Annotated in this window: 13 protein-coding genes; 6 read left to right on the forward strand and 7 right to left on the reverse strand. The window is 71.4% G+C overall.

The annotated features are described in order from the left end of the window. Nucleotides 1-8 precede the first annotated feature (8 nt). From EDF48_RS15210 to aztB, 3 genes are read right to left on the reverse strand one after another with little or no spacing between them, the layout of a single operon-like run. Complete coding sequence (locus EDF48_RS15210; RefSeq protein WP_131881117.1) at nucleotides 9-899, reverse strand: metal ABC transporter substrate-binding protein; 891 nt, start codon at nucleotides 897-899, stop codon at nucleotides 9-11. A gap of 35 nt (nucleotides 900-934) precedes the next feature. After that, the gene (locus EDF48_RS15215; protein ID WP_131881002.1) at nucleotides 935-2161 is read right to left on the reverse strand and encodes an ABC transporter; all 1227 of its coding nucleotides are present in this window, start codon (nucleotides 2159-2161) and stop codon (nucleotides 935-937) included. Further along, entirely contained in the window at nucleotides 2158-3036 is an 879-nt protein-coding gene (aztB, locus tag EDF48_RS15220) for a zinc ABC transporter permease AztB (RefSeq protein WP_131881004.1), read from the reverse strand. The genes EDF48_RS15215 and aztB overlap by 4 nt, the downstream gene beginning before the upstream one ends. 50 nt (nucleotides 3037-3086) lie before the next feature. Here aztB and aztA point away from each other — a divergent pair, with 50 nt between their 5' ends. Continuing rightward, nucleotides 3087-3719 carry a zinc ABC transporter ATP-binding protein AztA gene (aztA, locus tag EDF48_RS15225; RefSeq protein ID WP_243698120.1) on the forward strand — a complete coding sequence of 211 codons (633 nt, stop codon included), beginning with the start codon at nucleotides 3087-3089 and terminating at the stop codon, nucleotides 3717-3719. 15 nt (nucleotides 3720-3734) lie between these two features. On the opposite strand, the gene EDF48_RS15230 is transcribed toward aztA, so the two are convergent. The 4 genes from EDF48_RS15230 to EDF48_RS15245 form a co-directional block, all read right to left on the reverse strand. Continuing rightward, on the reverse strand, nucleotides 3735-4976 hold the full coding sequence (locus EDF48_RS15230; RefSeq protein ID WP_131881006.1) for an MFS transporter: 1242 nt from the start codon (nucleotides 4974-4976) through the stop codon (nucleotides 3735-3737). Between the two features lie 49 nt (nucleotides 4977-5025). Next, complete coding sequence (locus tag EDF48_RS15235) at nucleotides 5026-6054, reverse strand: Gfo/Idh/MocA family oxidoreductase (protein ID WP_243698121.1); 1029 nt, start codon at nucleotides 6052-6054, stop codon at nucleotides 5026-5028. Continuing rightward, on the reverse strand, nucleotides 6051-7070 hold the full coding sequence (locus tag EDF48_RS15240) for a Gfo/Idh/MocA family oxidoreductase (RefSeq protein WP_131881008.1): 1020 nt from the start codon (nucleotides 7068-7070) through the stop codon (nucleotides 6051-6053). The genes EDF48_RS15235 and EDF48_RS15240 overlap by 4 nt, the downstream gene beginning before the upstream one ends. 81 nt (nucleotides 7071-7151) lie before the next feature. Beyond that, on the reverse strand, nucleotides 7152-8174 hold the full coding sequence (locus EDF48_RS15245; RefSeq protein WP_131881010.1) for a LacI family DNA-binding transcriptional regulator: 1023 nt from the start codon (nucleotides 8172-8174) through the stop codon (nucleotides 7152-7154). A gap of 216 nt (nucleotides 8175-8390) precedes the next feature. Between EDF48_RS15245 and EDF48_RS15250 the strand changes: the two genes are divergently transcribed. The 5 genes from EDF48_RS15250 (at nucleotide 8391) to EDF48_RS15270 (ending at nucleotide 14947) form a co-directional block, all read left to right on the forward strand. Further along, nucleotides 8391-10424: a beta-galactosidase gene (locus EDF48_RS15250; protein ID WP_131881012.1), complete on the forward strand. Its 2034-nt coding sequence runs from the start codon at nucleotides 8391-8393 to the stop codon at nucleotides 10422-10424. Beyond that, on the forward strand, nucleotides 10421-11332 hold the full coding sequence (locus tag EDF48_RS15255) for a sugar ABC transporter permease (RefSeq protein WP_123294575.1): 912 nt from the start codon (nucleotides 10421-10423) through the stop codon (nucleotides 11330-11332). Before EDF48_RS15250 ends, EDF48_RS15255 begins: the two co-directional genes overlap by 4 nt. Beyond that, nucleotides 11329-12279: a carbohydrate ABC transporter permease gene (locus EDF48_RS15260; RefSeq protein ID WP_243698122.1), complete on the forward strand. Its 951-nt coding sequence runs from the start codon at nucleotides 11329-11331 to the stop codon at nucleotides 12277-12279. Before EDF48_RS15255 ends, EDF48_RS15260 begins: the two co-directional genes overlap by 4 nt. Nucleotides 12280-12343: 64 nt before the next feature. After that, on the forward strand, nucleotides 12344-13684 hold the full coding sequence (locus EDF48_RS15265; protein ID WP_131844876.1) for an extracellular solute-binding protein: 1341 nt from the start codon (nucleotides 12344-12346) through the stop codon (nucleotides 13682-13684). Nucleotides 13685-13819: 135 nt separating this feature from the next. Continuing rightward, a complete protein-coding gene (locus EDF48_RS15270; protein WP_131881014.1) occupies nucleotides 13820-14947 on the forward strand; it encodes an XRE family transcriptional regulator in 1128 nt (375 codons plus the stop codon). Nucleotide 14948 lies beyond the last annotated feature (1 nt).

Raw genomic sequence — 14948 nt, forward strand, 5'->3', positions numbered from 1 at the left:
TCTCATTCTCATCTAGAAATCGGAGGCGTCAGGCCGTCGACGATCGAGTCGGTGTTCGAGCGCATCATCCCGAGGTAGGTCGACGCGGCGCCGTCCTCGGTCAGGGACTCGGTCGCCAGCGAGCGGATCGACACCTGCACGTCGACCTCGTCCGCCAGGACCTCGGCCAGGCGTGCGGGTTGGGAGGCGTCGGCGAAGATCGTCGGGACGCCCGCGTGCTCGATCGCGTCCGCCAGGTCACGCAGATCGGCGGCACTCGGGGACGCCAGGGTCGTGCCGCTCGGGATCACGGCACCCACCACCCGGAACCCGTAGCGGTCGGCGAGGTAGCCGAACACGTGGTGGTTCGTCACCAGGGCCCTGCGATCGGCGGGGATGGTGTCGAACGCGGCGGTCATGTCGACGTCGAGGGCATCGAGCCGGTCGGTGTAGGCCTCGGTGCCAGGAGTGTCGATGCCGACGGCGTCCAGCTCGTCGTCGAGGGCCTCGACCACGTCGACCATGCGCGCGGGGTCCGTCCAGAAGTGCGGGTCCGGGCCGCTGTCGTCGTCGGTGGTCCACTCCAGGGCGTCGATCGCGTCGCCGGCGGTGAAGACGGGTACGCCGTCGTCGGCCGCGGCGCGGACGTGGTGGGCCACCCCTTCCTCGAGCCCGAGGCCGTTCTCGACCACCAGGTCTGCGCTCCGGAGTCGCGCCGCCTGCTGCGCCGACACCTCGAACGAGTGCGGGTCGCCGCCAGGGGGCATGAGCACCATGACGTCGACGTCGTCGCCGACGACCTCGGTCACGACGTCGCCCAGGATGTTCGTCGTCACGGCGACCAGTGGGCGGTCCGACCCGGTCGTGGTGCAGCCGGCTGTCGTGGCGGCGACGGCTGTGACGACGAGGGCCGCCGCCATTGCACGCGCGGTGTGCCGCACAGGCGTGGTTCCGCTCACAGCCCCACCTCGGCGAACGCGACGGGGGCGAACGGCAGCTCGATGGTCCGGGCCACGCGGGCGCCGTCCGCGAAGTCGACCTCGTGCACGACGGTGGCTGTGGGGTCGGCCACGTAGGCGCGCTGCGCGTCGAGCTGCAGCAGCGGCGCGGTGTCGGTGTCGGTGTCGCTGTCGACCAAGGGGTCGGTCGTCGCGACCTTCCCGGTCGAGGCGGTCACCACGACCACCCGACCGGCGTCGTCGACCCCGACCACGTGCTCGTCCTGGTCGTCGACGGCGACCACCGCACGCAGCGGCCGTTCGGTCGGCACGTGCTGCCAGGAGCCCTGTCGGACGTCGAGCAACCAGAAGCCGGTGTCGCCCGCGAGTCCGGCGACCGTGGGGCGGCCGGCCCGTGCGGCGAAGGCGGTCGGACGCTCGGCGTCGTCCGGCAGCGCGACGAACGAGGTCGCACCGGCATCGTCGACGACGACCGCTCCGTCGGCGCAGCCCACCACGGCGCCGGCGCGGGTGACGATCCCACCAGCGGGGTCGGTGCAGGCCTGTCCGGCGCTGGTCGACCCGGTCGACCCGGTCTGCTCTCCGTCGGCATCGAGGACGCGGACGGTGTCGCCCTCGGCGGCCACCAGGTGCTCGCCGAGCGGCAGCAGCACGGTCGCGTCGAGTCGTGCGGTCTCGTCGAGCTCGCCCTGCCCGAGTGCTGCGCGGTCGAGCACCACCGCCTCGCCGCGCTCCGGCCAGGCGATCGTGGTCATCGTCTCCGACGAGTGCACCTGGACCGGACCGCCGCCCTCGAGCGTCCCGACGACGCGCGGCTCGGCGGCGTAGTAGTGCGTGTGGTCGCCGTGGTCGACGGTCCAGGAGCCCCCGTCGACGACCGTGGTGCGGTCGCCGTCGCTCGTCACCAGGAACCGACCGTCGGTCGCGGAGTGCTCGGCTGCGCCGACGCGGTCCAGCTCGGTCGTCTCGCCGGTGAGCAGGTCGTGCAACGCTGTCTGGCCGGTCGCGGAGACGGCCAGGAGGCCCAGCTGGGGTTCCTGGGACTCGGTCGCGCCCGCCACCCAGCCGTGCGGGGCCGCGGTCGCGCTGGCGTCGTCGACCGGCGGTGTCGACGCGGTGGAGCACGCAGTGGCCGTCAGCGCGAGGCCGGTCGTCAGGCCCAGGGCTCCCAGGAGTCGCGGGAGTCGTGTGCGTGGGCGGTCGGTGGTCGGGTCGTGGTTCATGGTGCCTCTCGTGCTGGTGCTCGGACGGGGTGTCCGACGGGCCTGGTGGTCGCGCGCGCGGTGCTGCGTGCGATGGCTGCCAGCCCTCGGGACAGGGCGACCCCGGCGACGGCGACGGCCGCGATGCTCGCGCCGGCGGCGGTGCCGGCGTGCCACGAGACGAGCAGGCCGACCAGGACGGCGACGACACCGAGCACCGCGCCGAGGAGCATCGTCGAGGCGACGTGCTTCGTCCAGGCGCGGGCCGCGGCGGCGGGCGCGAGCAGCAGCCCGACGACCAGCAGGGTGCCGACGGCACGGTACGAGGCGACGACGGCGAGCGTGACCAGTCCGATGAGGACCACCTCGGCGAGGCGGGGGTGCAGGCCGAGCGTCGCGGCCTTGCGGACGTCGAAGGCCAGTGCCGTGAACGGTCGGTGGAACACGGCGGCGACGAGCAGGGCGACGGCGACCGCGATCGCCAGGCCGCCGAGGTCGGCGCGGGTGACGGCCAGCACGTCGCCGAACAGGATCGCGGTGACGTCGGTGGCGAAGGACCGCGATGCCGACACGATGATGACCCCGAGCGCGAGCATGCCCACGAAGAGCAGCCCGATCGAGGTGTCGTAGGACAGGCCACCGCGCCGTCGCAGCGCCCCGACGCCGAACACCATCACCCCGGCGCTCACGGCGGCGCCGAGCACCGCGGGGACTCCGGTGAGCGCTGCGATCGCGACGCCGGGCAGCATGCCGTGCGACAGGGCCTCGCCCAGGAACGCCATCCCGCGCACGAGCACCCACGTCCCGACGACGGCGCACAGGACCGCGGCCAGGGCGCCACCGGTCAGGGCACGCACCATGAAGTCGACGGTGAAGGGGTCGGTCAGCCAGGTCACGAACCGAGACGCTACATGAAAACGACTATCGATACTGATAGCGTGTTCAGGTGCCAGCGACCGATCCGATGCCCGCCGTCCGCCTCGAGCAGGTGACCGCCCTGCGCGGGGAGCGGACCGTCCTCGACGGCCTCGACGCGGCCTTCCCAGCCGGCCGGGTCACCGCGCTGACCGGACCCAACGGATCCGGCAAGTCGACGCTGCTCGACGTGGTGGCGGGCGTGCTGCGGCCGACCGCCGGGCGCATCACGGGCCTCCCGTCCGACGGCGTCGCCCACGTGAGCCAGTCCGTCCCGCCGACCACGCTCCCGCTCACCGTTCGCGCGACCGTCGCGATGGGGCGGTGGCGTCACCGGGCCTGGTGGCGACCGCTCGGACGCGACGACCGCGTCGTCGTCGACGCGCAGCTCGAGCGGATGGCGATCGCGGACCTGGCCGACCGCCCGATCGACGCGTTGTCCGGCGGCCAGCGGCAGCGCACGCTCGTGGCACTCGGGCTGGCGCAGCGGGCGCGGGTGCTGCTTGTCGACGAACCGACGGCCGGCGTCGACGCGGCGTCCGCGGCGCTCGTGGTGGCGGCGCTCGCCGCCGAGGCTGCCGACGGCGTGGTGGTCGTGCACGCCGCACACGATCCGGTGGCGATCGCCGCAGCCGACGCCGTGGTCACCCTCCCCGCGCTCTGACGGCGCGGGCGGCGGTCAGGGGCAGGCGACGGCGACGGAACCCGTCGAGGTCGTCACCGGCACGGGTGCCGGAGCCTCGTCGGCGACCGGCACCGCGCTCGAGCGGCGCAGCCCGAGAGAGACCAGCACGATCGCGCCCACGACGGCGACCCCTCCGGACAACCAGAAGTCCGCGGCGAGGCCGAACGACGACACCGCTGCGCCGCCGAGCACCGACCCGGCGGCGATCGCGAGCTGGATGGTCGTGACGAACAGCGCGAGCCCGGTCTCGGACCCGGCGGGCGAGGCCGTGGACATCCACGTCTGCATACCGAGCGGCAACGCGCCCCAGACCAGCCCCCACACCACGAGCAGCACGAACACCCCGACGACGGAGTGCGCGAGCAGGGGGAGCAGGACCACGGCGACCGCGAGGGCGACCTTGGACACGCTGATCGTCCCGAGCACGCTCCGTCCCAGGGTGAAGCCGGCGGCGAAGTTCCCGACGATCCCCGCGACGCCGAACACCAGCAGCGCGAGCGTGACGGTGTCCGGGCCGACCCCGACCAGGTCCTGCAGGTACGGCGCGATGTACGTGTACGCGGCGAACTGTGCGGCGAACAGGAACGCGGCGGCGATCAGACCGACACGGGCACGGGGGACGCGGAGCAGCGAGCCGAGCGTCGCGAACCGGACCTGCTGCTGCGCGGGGATGCGCGGCAGCATCGCGAGCTGCAGGACGAGCGCGACCAGACCGAGCACACCGCCGATGACGAACGCGAGCCGCCAGGTGGCGAGCGACGAGACGAGGGCGCCGAGCGGCAGGCTCACGACCGTCGCGACCGAGACGCCGGCGGTGATGAGCGAGGTCGCCCGGATCGTGGCGGCCGGCCGGACCAGTCGACCGGCGATGCCGGCGCCGATCGCCCAGAACCCGCCGATGCCGACGCCCAGGAGCATGCGCGCCACGAGCAGCACACCGAACGAGGGCGCGATCGCCGCGAGCCCGTCCGCCACCAGGAGCAGCACGGTCAGCGAGGCGAGCACGACACGGCGGTCCACGCGCGAGGTCAGGACCGTGACGACCGGCGCCGCGACGGCACCGACGAGCCCGGTGGCGACGACCATGAGCCCGGCCGTGCCGATCCCGACGTCGAGGTCGGCGGCGATGGCGGGCAGGAGTCCGATCGGCAGGAACTCGGAGAGCACGAGGACGAAGGATCCGAGTGCGACGGACGTGACACCGAGCCACCCGCGGCGCTCTGCTGACGAGGTCATGGGTTCGTCAAGCAGTGCCGGTCGCGGGCCATTCCCGCGTGTCGTGTCGTTACTCGGCGGGTACCGGCACGGTGCGGCCCGACGCCACCGACTCCTGCGCGGCGAGCACGATCGACAGTGTCCGCAGCCCGACGTGCACGTCCGGCTGCGGCTGCACGCCCGACCGGACGGCGTCGACGAACGTCCGGAGCATCACGGCGTCGGGGTCGGCACCGGTGCGGGACTCGATCGGCAGCCCGGTCTCCGCGACGATCCCGCGAGCAGCCGCCCCGAAGAAGTCGAGCGACACCGTGCCGCCCGTCCCGGCGACGTCGAGCGTCAGCCCACCCCACACCGCCGAGGTGTCCGGCTTGCTCCACGAGCAGTCGATCGCGGCGACGACGCCGTTCGCGTACGTGATCGTGACGAGTCCGGCGGTCTCCGCCTTTGCCCGGGCCGCGTGCAGCGTGCGGTTCGCCACCGCGGTCACGGTGACGGGTGCCGACCCCATCAGGCCCTCGAGCAGGTCCGCGATGTGCACGACGTGGTCGACGATCGCGCCGCCGCCGGACAGCTCCGGCTCGGTGAACCACGACCGGGTCAGGGGGAGCATGCCGTTGTTCGCGCCGCGGACCGAGAACAGCTGCCCGAGTGCTCCGGAGTCGTGCGCCGCGCGGAGCTTGTCGAACGCCGAGGTGAACCGCACCGGGAACGCCACCATGAGCATGACGCCCGCCGCCTCGACGGCGTCGCGGATCGCGAGGCCGTCCTCCCACGTGGTCGCGAGCGGCTTCTCGCACAGGACGTGCGCACCGGCGGCGGCCGCGGCCTCGACGAGTTCGCGGTGCCGGGCGTTCTCGCTCGTGACGACGACGGCGTCCGGGCCCCAGGCGAGCAGCTCGTCGTAGGTGTCCGCGTAGTCGACCCCGAGCTCGTCGGCCAGGTCGCGGCCGCGGAGCTCGATGACCGTCTCGCCCGTGCTGACGCCGCCCGGATCGGCACCGCGGACCTCGACCCCGGGCATCGCGGTGAGGGCGGTGAGGTAGCCGATCGCGTGGGTGTGGGCGAACGACATCACGGCGATCTTCAGGGCGGTCACGCGCGAGCCCCCGTCGTCAGGGACACCGGCTGCCCGGTGTCCATCGACTCGAGTGCCGCGTTCGCGATCCGGACCGCCTCGGCCCCGTCCGCCGCCGTCACCCGCGGAGCGGCACCGCCGGCGAACGCCCCGAGGAACTCGGCCAGCTCGAGCCCGTACGGGTCGTCGGCGGGGTCGACCTCGGGCAGGAAGCCGTCCGCGGCGTCGGGCACCGCGAGGTCGGCGACGTAGTCCTGTTCGTCGAGCGACCGGTGCGCCAGGCTGCCGCGCGTGCCCGTCACCGAGTACTCGGTCGAGAACGCGAGGTGCTGCGGTCCCCAGATCCCGGCGACGTGGCTGATCGCCCCGGACTCGTGCGTGAGCAGGACGTGTGCTGCCTCCACCGGCTCGGCCTCGGTGCCGGCACGGACGCCGACCGCCGACACCGTGCTGACCGGCCCGGCGACCCACCGCGCGATGTCGAGGTCGTGGATCATCTGGTCCATCACGATGCCGCCGGACAGTGCCCGGTCGGCGAACCACGCGGTGCGGATCGGGAAGGCCCCGGAGCGCACGAACCGCAGGACGGCCAGGTCGCCCAGGAGGCCCGTGGTGACGGCGTCGTGCAGGCGCACGTACGCGGGGAAGAAGCGCACCACGTGGGCCGGGAAGAGCTGTCGGCCAGCGTCCCGCGCACGGGCCACCAGGTCGGCAGCGTCGGCGTCGGTCCGGGCGAGCGGCTTCTCCGACACGACGTCCTTGCCGGCGGCGAGTGCGGCCCGCACGACCTCGGCGTGGGCGAAGGTCGGCGTCACCACGTCCACGACGTCGACGGCCGCGAACAGGTCGTCGAGCGAGTCGACGACGGTGATCGACGACCCCGCGGCGGCTGCAGCAGGGGCGAACGCCGCCGCGAGCTCCGGTGCACCGTCCTGCGCGTACACGACGACCGGGCCGAGGCGGAGCAGGCCGGGCATGTGCGCGTGGGCGATGCCGCCGGCGCCGACGAGGCCGATCCGGGGAGGGGTCGGGGGCATCGGGGCTCCTTCGCGGGGTGGACCGGTCGACGGTGACGGGGACCGGGCCATGCTACCGAGCCGGCGGTCGGAGGGTGGTGCTCAGGCTGAGCCGCGCCAGACCACCTCGGTCGGCAGGATGAGTCCGTGCGGGCCCTCGTCGGCACCGGCGATCTGCGCGAGCACCTGCTGCGCCGCGCTCTCGCCGAGGGTGTGCGCGGGTTGCCGGACCGTCGACAGCGGCGGATCGCAACGCAGTGCCCAGGCGCTGTCGTCGAAGCCGACCACGCCGACGTCACCGGGGACCGACCGGCCGCTGCGCTGCAGGACGTCCATCGCGCCGGCAGCCACGGCGTCCGAGGCGGCGAACACCCCGTCGAGGTCGGGGGCCCGGTCGAGGAGCTCACGCATGCCGTCGGCGCCGGCGGTGTAGCTGAACAGCGGGTTGCGGGCCACCAGCTCGGGGTCGAAGCGGTCGCCGAGGGCCGCGGTGAAGCCGGCCAGTCGGTCCTGCCCCGAGTCGCGGTCGAGTCCGGACGCGAGCATGCCGATCCGCTTTCGGCCGGTGGCGACCAGGCGCCGGGTGATCTGCTCGGCGGCCGCGCGGTTGTCGATGCCGATGTACGAGATGTTCGCGGCGTCGGACGGGTGGCCGACGAAGCACGCCGGCATGCCGATCTCCTCGATCGCCCGGGTGATCGGGTCGCCGTCGCGGGCGGACAGCACGATGGCACCGTCGACGAACCCGCCGCGCAGGTACTCGACGACGCGCTCGTTGTCGCGGGCCGAGTCGACCATGATCGTGACGAGCTGCTGGTCGGCCTGCGACAGCACCGTGTTGGTGCCGATCAGGATGTTGCCGATGTTCGGGTCGTCGAGCACCTGGACCGACGGCTCGTGCACGATCAAGGCGATCGCTCCGGAGCGCCGGGTGACCAGGCTCCGGGCCGCCGCGCTGCGCACGTAGCCGACGCGCCGGACGGCTGCCTGCACGGCTTCGCGGGCTTCGGGCGACACGTACGGTTCGTCGTTCAGGACCCGTGAGACGGTGCCCCGGGAGAGTCCTGATTCGTCGGCGACGTCCTGGATCGTGGCGCGCTGGCGTGCGGTTCGGACCTCGGACATGCGGCAACCATATCCGTCCCAGGACGGGCTCCAGCACGCGTCTTGTTGACAGCGGTCCGCTTCTGGTGTTCACTCTGGGAGCGCTCCCAGAACGATCCGAGCCCGTTCGATCAGACTGGACTGGGAGCGCTCCCAGAACCTGGGTGACCTTCGCCGTCGAAGGGGTCGTCAACGACCGGAGCGGCAGCGGTCGCCCCGATCAGCGAGGACCCTGACGTGACCACGACCACCCTGCCGACGCCCGCCACCGGGGCGCTCGGGCTCGGCTCGACCGGGCTCGCCTTCGGGTGCGACTACAACCCCGAGCAGTGGGACCCTGCGGTCTGGGTCGAGGACGTCCGGCTGATGCGCGAGGCCGGGGTGAACCTGGTCGCGATCAACGTCTTCGGCTGGTCGCACGTCGAGCCGCGTCAGGGCGAGTACGACTTCACCGCGCTCGACACCGTCATCGAGCTGCTGCACGGCGCGGGCATCGGCGTCGACCTCGGCACCGGCACCGCCTCGACCCCGCCGTGGCTCACCACGCTGCACCCCGAGGTCCTGCCCGTCGTGGCGGACGGCACCACGCGCTGGCCCGGCGGGCGGCAGGCGTTCTGCCCGAGCTCCCCGGTGTACCGCGAGCACGCCCTCGCCCTGGTCCGCGCCACGGCGGAGCGCTACGGCGACCACCCCGCGGTCAAGCTCTGGCACGTGTCGAACGAGCTCGGCTGCCACAACGCGCACTGCTTCTGCGACGTCTCGGCCGAGGCGTTCCGTGGCTGGCTCCGTGCCCGCTACGGCACCGTCGACGAACTGAACGCCGCGTGGGGCACCTCGTTCTGGAGCCAGCGGTACTCGGCGTGGGAGCAGGTGCTGCCGCCCCGCGCGACGCTGTCGTCCACGAACCCCGCGCAGACCATCGACTTCGACCGGTTCTCGTCCGACGAACTCCTCGGCCACCACCGTGCCGAGGCCGCCGTGCTCCGTGAACTGAGCGACAAGCCCGTCACCACGAACTTCATGGTCGCCGCGCACATCACCGCGCTCGACTACTGGTCGTGGACGGCCGACATGGACGTCATCGCGAACGACCACTACCTCGACCACCGCCTGCCCCGCCCGCACGCCGAACTCGCCTTCGCCGCGGACACCACCCGCGGACTCGCCGGCGGAGCGCCGTGGCTGCTGATGGAGCACTCGACCGGCGCCGTGAACTGGCAGCCGCACAACGTCGCGAAGGCACCGGGCCAGATGCTGCAGGACACCGTCGCGCACATCGCCCGGGGCGCGGACGGCGTCTGCTTCTTCCAGTGGCGCGCGTCGGTGCAGGGCTCCGAGAAGTTCCACTCTGCATTGCTGCCGCACGCCGGCACCGATTCGCGCACCTGGCGCGAGGTCGTCGCCCTCGGGTCGCTCGTCGAGCGGCTCGGCGAACTGCGCGGATCCCGGGTCGTCGCCGAGGTCGCGCTCGTCTTCAGCTGGGAGAACCAGTGGGCCGCCGACCTGGAGGCCCACCCCACCACTGCGCTCCGGTACCTGCAGCAGGTGCACGCGTTCCACGCCGCGCTCCAGGACCTCGGGGTCACGGTCGACGTCGTCGCGCCGGGCGCCCCGCTCGACGGCTACGCCGCGGTCGTCGTCCCCGAGCTCTACCTGGTGCGCGACGAGCACGCCGCCGTGATCGCCGACCACGTCGCCGCCGGTGGCCACGCGGTCGTCACCTTCTTCAGCGGGATCGTCGACGAACGCGACCGGGTCCGCACCGGCGGCTACCCCGGCGCCTTCCGCGACCTGCTCGGCATCCGGGTCGACGAGTTCCTGCCGCTCGCCGCGGACCAGGCGATCGCGCTGTCCGACGGCACCACCGGCACCGTGTGGTCGGAGCCCGTCGCGCTGCGCGGCGCCACGAGCGTCGTCGAGTACGCCGAGGGCCCGCTCGCCGGCTCGGCCGCGGTCACCCGCAACGACCACGGCGCCGGATCCGCCTGGTACACGTCCACCGTGCTCGAGGCCGACGCGCTGCGCGACCTGCTCCGCCGCGTGCTCGCCGAGGCCGGCGTCTCCCCGGATCCCGCGACCGCACCGGGTGTCGAGGTCGTCCGGCGCCGCGACGACCAGCACGAGTGGGTGTTCCTGCTCAACCACTCCGACCAGCCCGCCTCGCACACCGTCACGGGCCACGAGCTCGTCACCGACCGACCCGTCGACGGCGTCACCGTCCTCGACGCCGGCAGCACCCAGATCATCCGCACCGACAGGAACCGTTCATGACCACCACCACCCAGCGGCCCCGCGCCGTCCGTCGTCGGGGCGGGGGCTCCCGCTACCGCCTGGCGATCGCGATCTTCGTGGTCCCGTTCGCCCTGCTGTTCACCGCGTTCTACCTCGTCCCGATCCTGTACGCCGTGTGGCAGTCGCTGCAGAAGATCGAGCGCCAGGGCACGTTCGGCGCCCCGACACAGGTGTTCGGCGGGCTGAGCCAGTACGCGCTCGTGTTCCAGAACAGCGCGTTCTGGGACTCGGTGCTCCGCGTGCTGCTGTTCGGTGTCGTGCAGGTCCCCGTGATGCTCGGGCTCGCGCTCCTGTTCGCGCTGCTGCTCGACTCCCCGCTGCTGCGCGGAAAGCGGTTCTTCCGCCTGGCCTTCTTCGCGCCGTACGCGGTCCCCGGTGTCATCGCCGCGATCATGTGGGGCTACCTCTACGCCCCGGACCTGTCGCCGTTCTCCGCCGTGACCTCGAAGGTGGACTTCCTGGGGTCCGGCACCGTGCTCTGGGCCGTCGCGAACGTCGTGACCTGGGTCTTCGTCGGCTACAACATGCTCATCATCTACTCGTCGCTGTTGGCGATCCCGGCCGAGATCTACGAGGCCGCCAAGCTCGACGGGGCCTCGCAGCTCCGGATCGCGCTGTCGATCAAGATCCCCCTGGTCGTGCCGGCGATCGTGCTGACCGCGGTGTTCTCGGTGATCGGGACGCTGCAGCTGCTGACCGAGCCGACCGTCTTCCGGCAGTTCACCTCGACGATCTCGTCGACGTTCACGCCCAACATGCTCGTCTACTCGACCTCGTCGGTGCCGAACTTCAACCTGGCGGCCGCGTTCTCGGTCGTCCTCGCCCTCGCCACGTTCATCCTGTCGATCGGGTTCCTCCGACTGACCCAGCGGAAGGCCGCCCAGTGACCGTCCACGCACCCACCCCGGGCGACACCGTGCGCGACGCGGGCCGACCGCTCGAGCCGAACCGGGCCCCCCGTCCGCACCAGCACGGTGCACGCGGGCCGCGGGAGAGCGTCATCTCGCGCAGCGCCGCGATGATCGTGATGGGTGTCTTCACCCTGTACTTCCTGCTGCCGATCTTCTGGCTGCTGGTCTCGTCGACCAAGACGGCCGCGAACTTCAACACCACGTTCTCGCTGTGGTTCAGCGCGACCTCGGTGCAGGACTTCTTCGCGAACCTCGCCGAGCTGTTCACCCGGCAGGACGGCATCTACCTGCGCTGGCTGCTCAACAGCATCGCCTACGCCGGTGTCGCCGGGCTGCTCGGCACCGTGCTGTCGGCGATGTGCGGGTACGCCCTGGCCAAGTACCGGTTCCGTGGGCGTGAGGCGCTGTTCAACACGTTCCTCGGCGGCGTCCTCGTGCCGGCCACGGCGCTCGCCCTGCCGCTGTTCCTCATCTTCAGCCAGGTCGACCTGACCGACACGTTCTGGTCGGTGTTCCTGCCGAGCATCGTCAGCCCGTTCGGCGTCTACCTGTCGCGGTTGTTCGCGGCGTCGAGCGTGCCCGACGAGATCATCGAGGCCGCGCGCATCGACGGCTCCGGCGAGGTCCGCACGTTCTTCACCGTCGCCGTCCGGCTCATGTCGCCGGCGCTCGTGACGATCTTCCTGTTCCAGTTCGTCGCCGTCTGGAACAACTTCTTCCTGCCGCTCGTGATGCTCCGCGACTCGTCGCTGTTCCCCGTCACGCTCGGCCTCTACACGTGGAACTCGAGCGTGAACCAGTACCCCGACCTGCGCACCCTCGTGCTCATCGGGTCGTTCGTCTCGATCATCCCGCTGCTCATCGCGTTCCTGAGCCTGCAGCGCTTCTGGCGCTCCGGCCTCGGGTCCGGCGGTCTGAAGTAGCCACCCGACCAGCACTCCCTCCGCACACCAGCCCTCCCCACACCACATCCCGAACGGAAACAGCATGAAGACAACGAAGTTCCTCAGCGTCGCCGCCCTGGCGGTCGCCGCGACCGTCGCCCTCGCCGGTTGCAGCGCCGGCGGCAGCGGCAGCGGCGGCGGTTCCTCCGACACTGCAGCCGCGAGCTGCAAGCCCTCGAGCGGCAAGGTCACGCTCGACTTCACGACCTGGGTGCCGAACATGGACAAGGTCGTCGCCATCTGGAACAAGGCGAACCCGGACATCCAGGTGAAGACCTCGATCGTCGCGAACGGCAACAGCGGGACGTACCAGAACTTCTTCAACCAGCTCAAGGCGAAGCAGGCGCCCGACATCGGCCAGGTCGAGTACGACACCCTGCCGGCCTTCCGGGTGCAGGGCGGCCTCGAGGACATCGGTGCGTGCTCCGGCATCTCGGCGGCGAAGAAGGACTTCTCCGACGGCCTCTGGAACCAGGTCACCTTCGGCGAGTCGAAGTCCGTCTACGCCGTGCCGCAGGACTCCGGTCCGATGGCGCTGTACTACCGCAAGGACCTGTTCGAGAAGGCCGGGCTCGACGCCCCGAAGACGTGGGAGGAGTACGCCGAGGACGCCGTCAAGATCAAGGCGCTCGGCGGCAACATCACGAACTTCGCCAAGGGTGACGTCAACCAGTTCGCCGGGCTCGTGTCACAGGCCGGCGGCCAGTGGTTCGCGAACTCGGGTGACTCGTGGAAGGTCGACCTGACCGACGCGAAGTCGAAGAAGGTCGCCGACTACTGGCAGGACCTGATCGACAAGAAGCTCGTCAACACCCTGCCGAGCTTCACCGACCAGTGGAACGCCGCGTACGACAGCGGCCAGGACTGGACCTGGGTCTCCGCCGTCTGGGGTGCGAACACCATCTCGAGCGGTGCGCCGTCGACCTCCGGCAAGTGGGCCGTCGCGCCGATGCCGCAGTGGAGCGAGGGCGAGTCGAAGTCGGCCGCCTGGGGCGGTTCGTCGAACGTCGTCTTCGCCGGCAGCGAGCACCCCGCCGAGGCGTCGAAGTTCCTGGTCTGGCTGAACACCTCGACCGAGGCGCTGTCCGCACTGAACAAGGAGGCCAACCTCTACCCGGCGTCCTCCACCGGCGCCGAGCTCCCCGCGCTGACCGAGGGACTCCCGTTCTACGGCAACCAGAAGATCTACGAGGAGTTCGCGACCGCGGCGAAGGACATCCAGCCCTTCACCTGGGGTCCGACGATGACGCAGACCTACTCGGACGTCTCCGACGGTTTCGGCTCGGCGGCGTCCGGTGACGGCACGCTGCTCGAGGCACTCGAGTCCGGGCAGTCCAAGACGGTGGCGGCGCTCAAGGCGCAGTCGATCCCGGTCAAGGGCTGACGCGCTGACGCGCTGACGGCGGACGGGAGGCACGGTGCCAGCTGGCACCGTGCCTCCCGTCCGTTGCTCGGTCACGCTGGCAAGCGCGGCATGTGATGTGTTGCCGTTTGCGATAATCGCAAGTACGCTAGCGACATGGCCGGATCCCTGGAACAACGTGTCGAAGCCGTCATCACATCGGTCGACCTCGGGCGAGCGGACTTCGCAGCCTCCATCGGCATCGACGCGAGCAAACTCTCGAAGTCGCTCTCGGGTCGGCGACGGTTCTCCTCCCTTGAACTGGCCAGGATCGCCGACGTGGGCCGTCGCAGCGTCGATTGGCTGATCACTGGACGTGAGCCGTTCCGACCGGTGTTCGCCCAGCGCGCCCGGCTCGCTGGTGTCGATGACGAAGCGGGGGCGAGGACGGTCGAACTCCTCGCCACTGGCGTTCGTGGCCTCGCAGCGGTCGACCGCCCGTTGGTCCTGCCTGAGCTCCCGCAGCTCGCCCAACGGTCGAGCTGGTACACGGTCGAGGCGGCTGAGCTCGCGCGTCGCTTCGTCACGGAGATCGGTCGACCGCTCGGCGGCCTGTCGACGCACGATCTCATCTCGGCCATCGAACGCGTCTTCGGCGTGATGGTCGTCGTCACCGACCTGCCGGAGGGGATCGACGGTCTCTCGTACGAGGACGCGCACTGCCGGGTGATCCTCCTCGCGACCACCGACCGGCCCCTGCGTCAGCGGTTCACGCTCGCGCACGAACTCGCGCACATCGCCTTCGGTGATGCTCGTCAGGGCATGCTCCAGGAACGAATGGGGACGGCGCGCTCGAACGTCGAGCGGCGCGCGAACAGCTTCGCCGCGGCATTCCTCGCCCCCGCGGACGAACTCAGCGCGGCGATCGGCGGGCGCTCGACGGCAGCGGCGTTCCCGGAGCTGGTCGGGCACTTCCAGCTCTCGCCCGAGTCGATGGCATGGCGGCTCTTCAACGAGAAGCACATCGGCGAGACCGACCGAGCAGGTCTGATCGGCCTGCGCGCTCGCTCGATCTACATGCAGCTCGGGAAAGCGGCCGAGTACGTCGACCTGTCGCACGCTGCGGGGGAGCCACGTCCGAGTTGGCTGCTCGTCAACGCTGCCCTCGATGCCTACCGCGACGGTGACACGACGGTGAAGCCCGTCGCGACGCTCCTTGGGTGGGCACCGCAGGATGCCGAGGAGTTCTTCGCGCTGGACGACGGATCGACACCGGTCCCAGAAGCCGGCATGACCGAGAACTGAT

It is taken from the genome of Curtobacterium sp. PhB191 (genome assembly GCF_004346515.1).
Lineage (GTDB): Bacteria > Actinomycetota > Actinomycetes > Actinomycetales > Microbacteriaceae > Curtobacterium.

What these genes read in the sequence shown, in the direction of transcription:
- EDF48_RS15210 (WP_131881117.1), bottom strand. Translation starts at nt 899, where the DNA reads ATGGCGGCGGCCCTCGTCGTCACAGCCGTCGCCGCCACGACAGCCGGC.
- EDF48_RS15215 (WP_131881002.1), bottom strand. Translation starts at nt 2,161, where the DNA reads ATGAACCACGACCCGACCACCGACCGCCCACGCACACGACTCCCGCGA.
- EDF48_RS15230 (WP_131881006.1), bottom strand. Translation starts at nt 4,976, where the DNA reads ATGACCTCGTCAGCAGAGCGCCGCGGGTGGCTCGGTGTCACGTCCGTC.
- EDF48_RS15240 (WP_131881008.1), bottom strand. Translation starts at nt 7,070, where the DNA reads ATGCCCCCGACCCCTCCCCGGATCGGCCTCGTCGGCGCCGGCGGCATC.
- EDF48_RS15245 (WP_131881010.1), bottom strand. Translation starts at nt 8,174, where the DNA reads ATGTCCGAGGTCCGAACCGCACGCCAGCGCGCCACGATCCAGGACGTC.
- EDF48_RS15255 (WP_123294575.1), top strand. Translation starts at nt 10,421, where the DNA reads ATGACCACCACCACCCAGCGGCCCCGCGCCGTCCGTCGTCGGGGCGGG.
- EDF48_RS15265 (WP_131844876.1), top strand. Translation starts at nt 12,344, where the DNA reads ATGAAGACAACGAAGTTCCTCAGCGTCGCCGCCCTGGCGGTCGCCGCG.
- EDF48_RS15270 (WP_131881014.1), top strand. Translation starts at nt 13,820, where the DNA reads ATGGCCGGATCCCTGGAACAACGTGTCGAAGCCGTCATCACATCGGTC.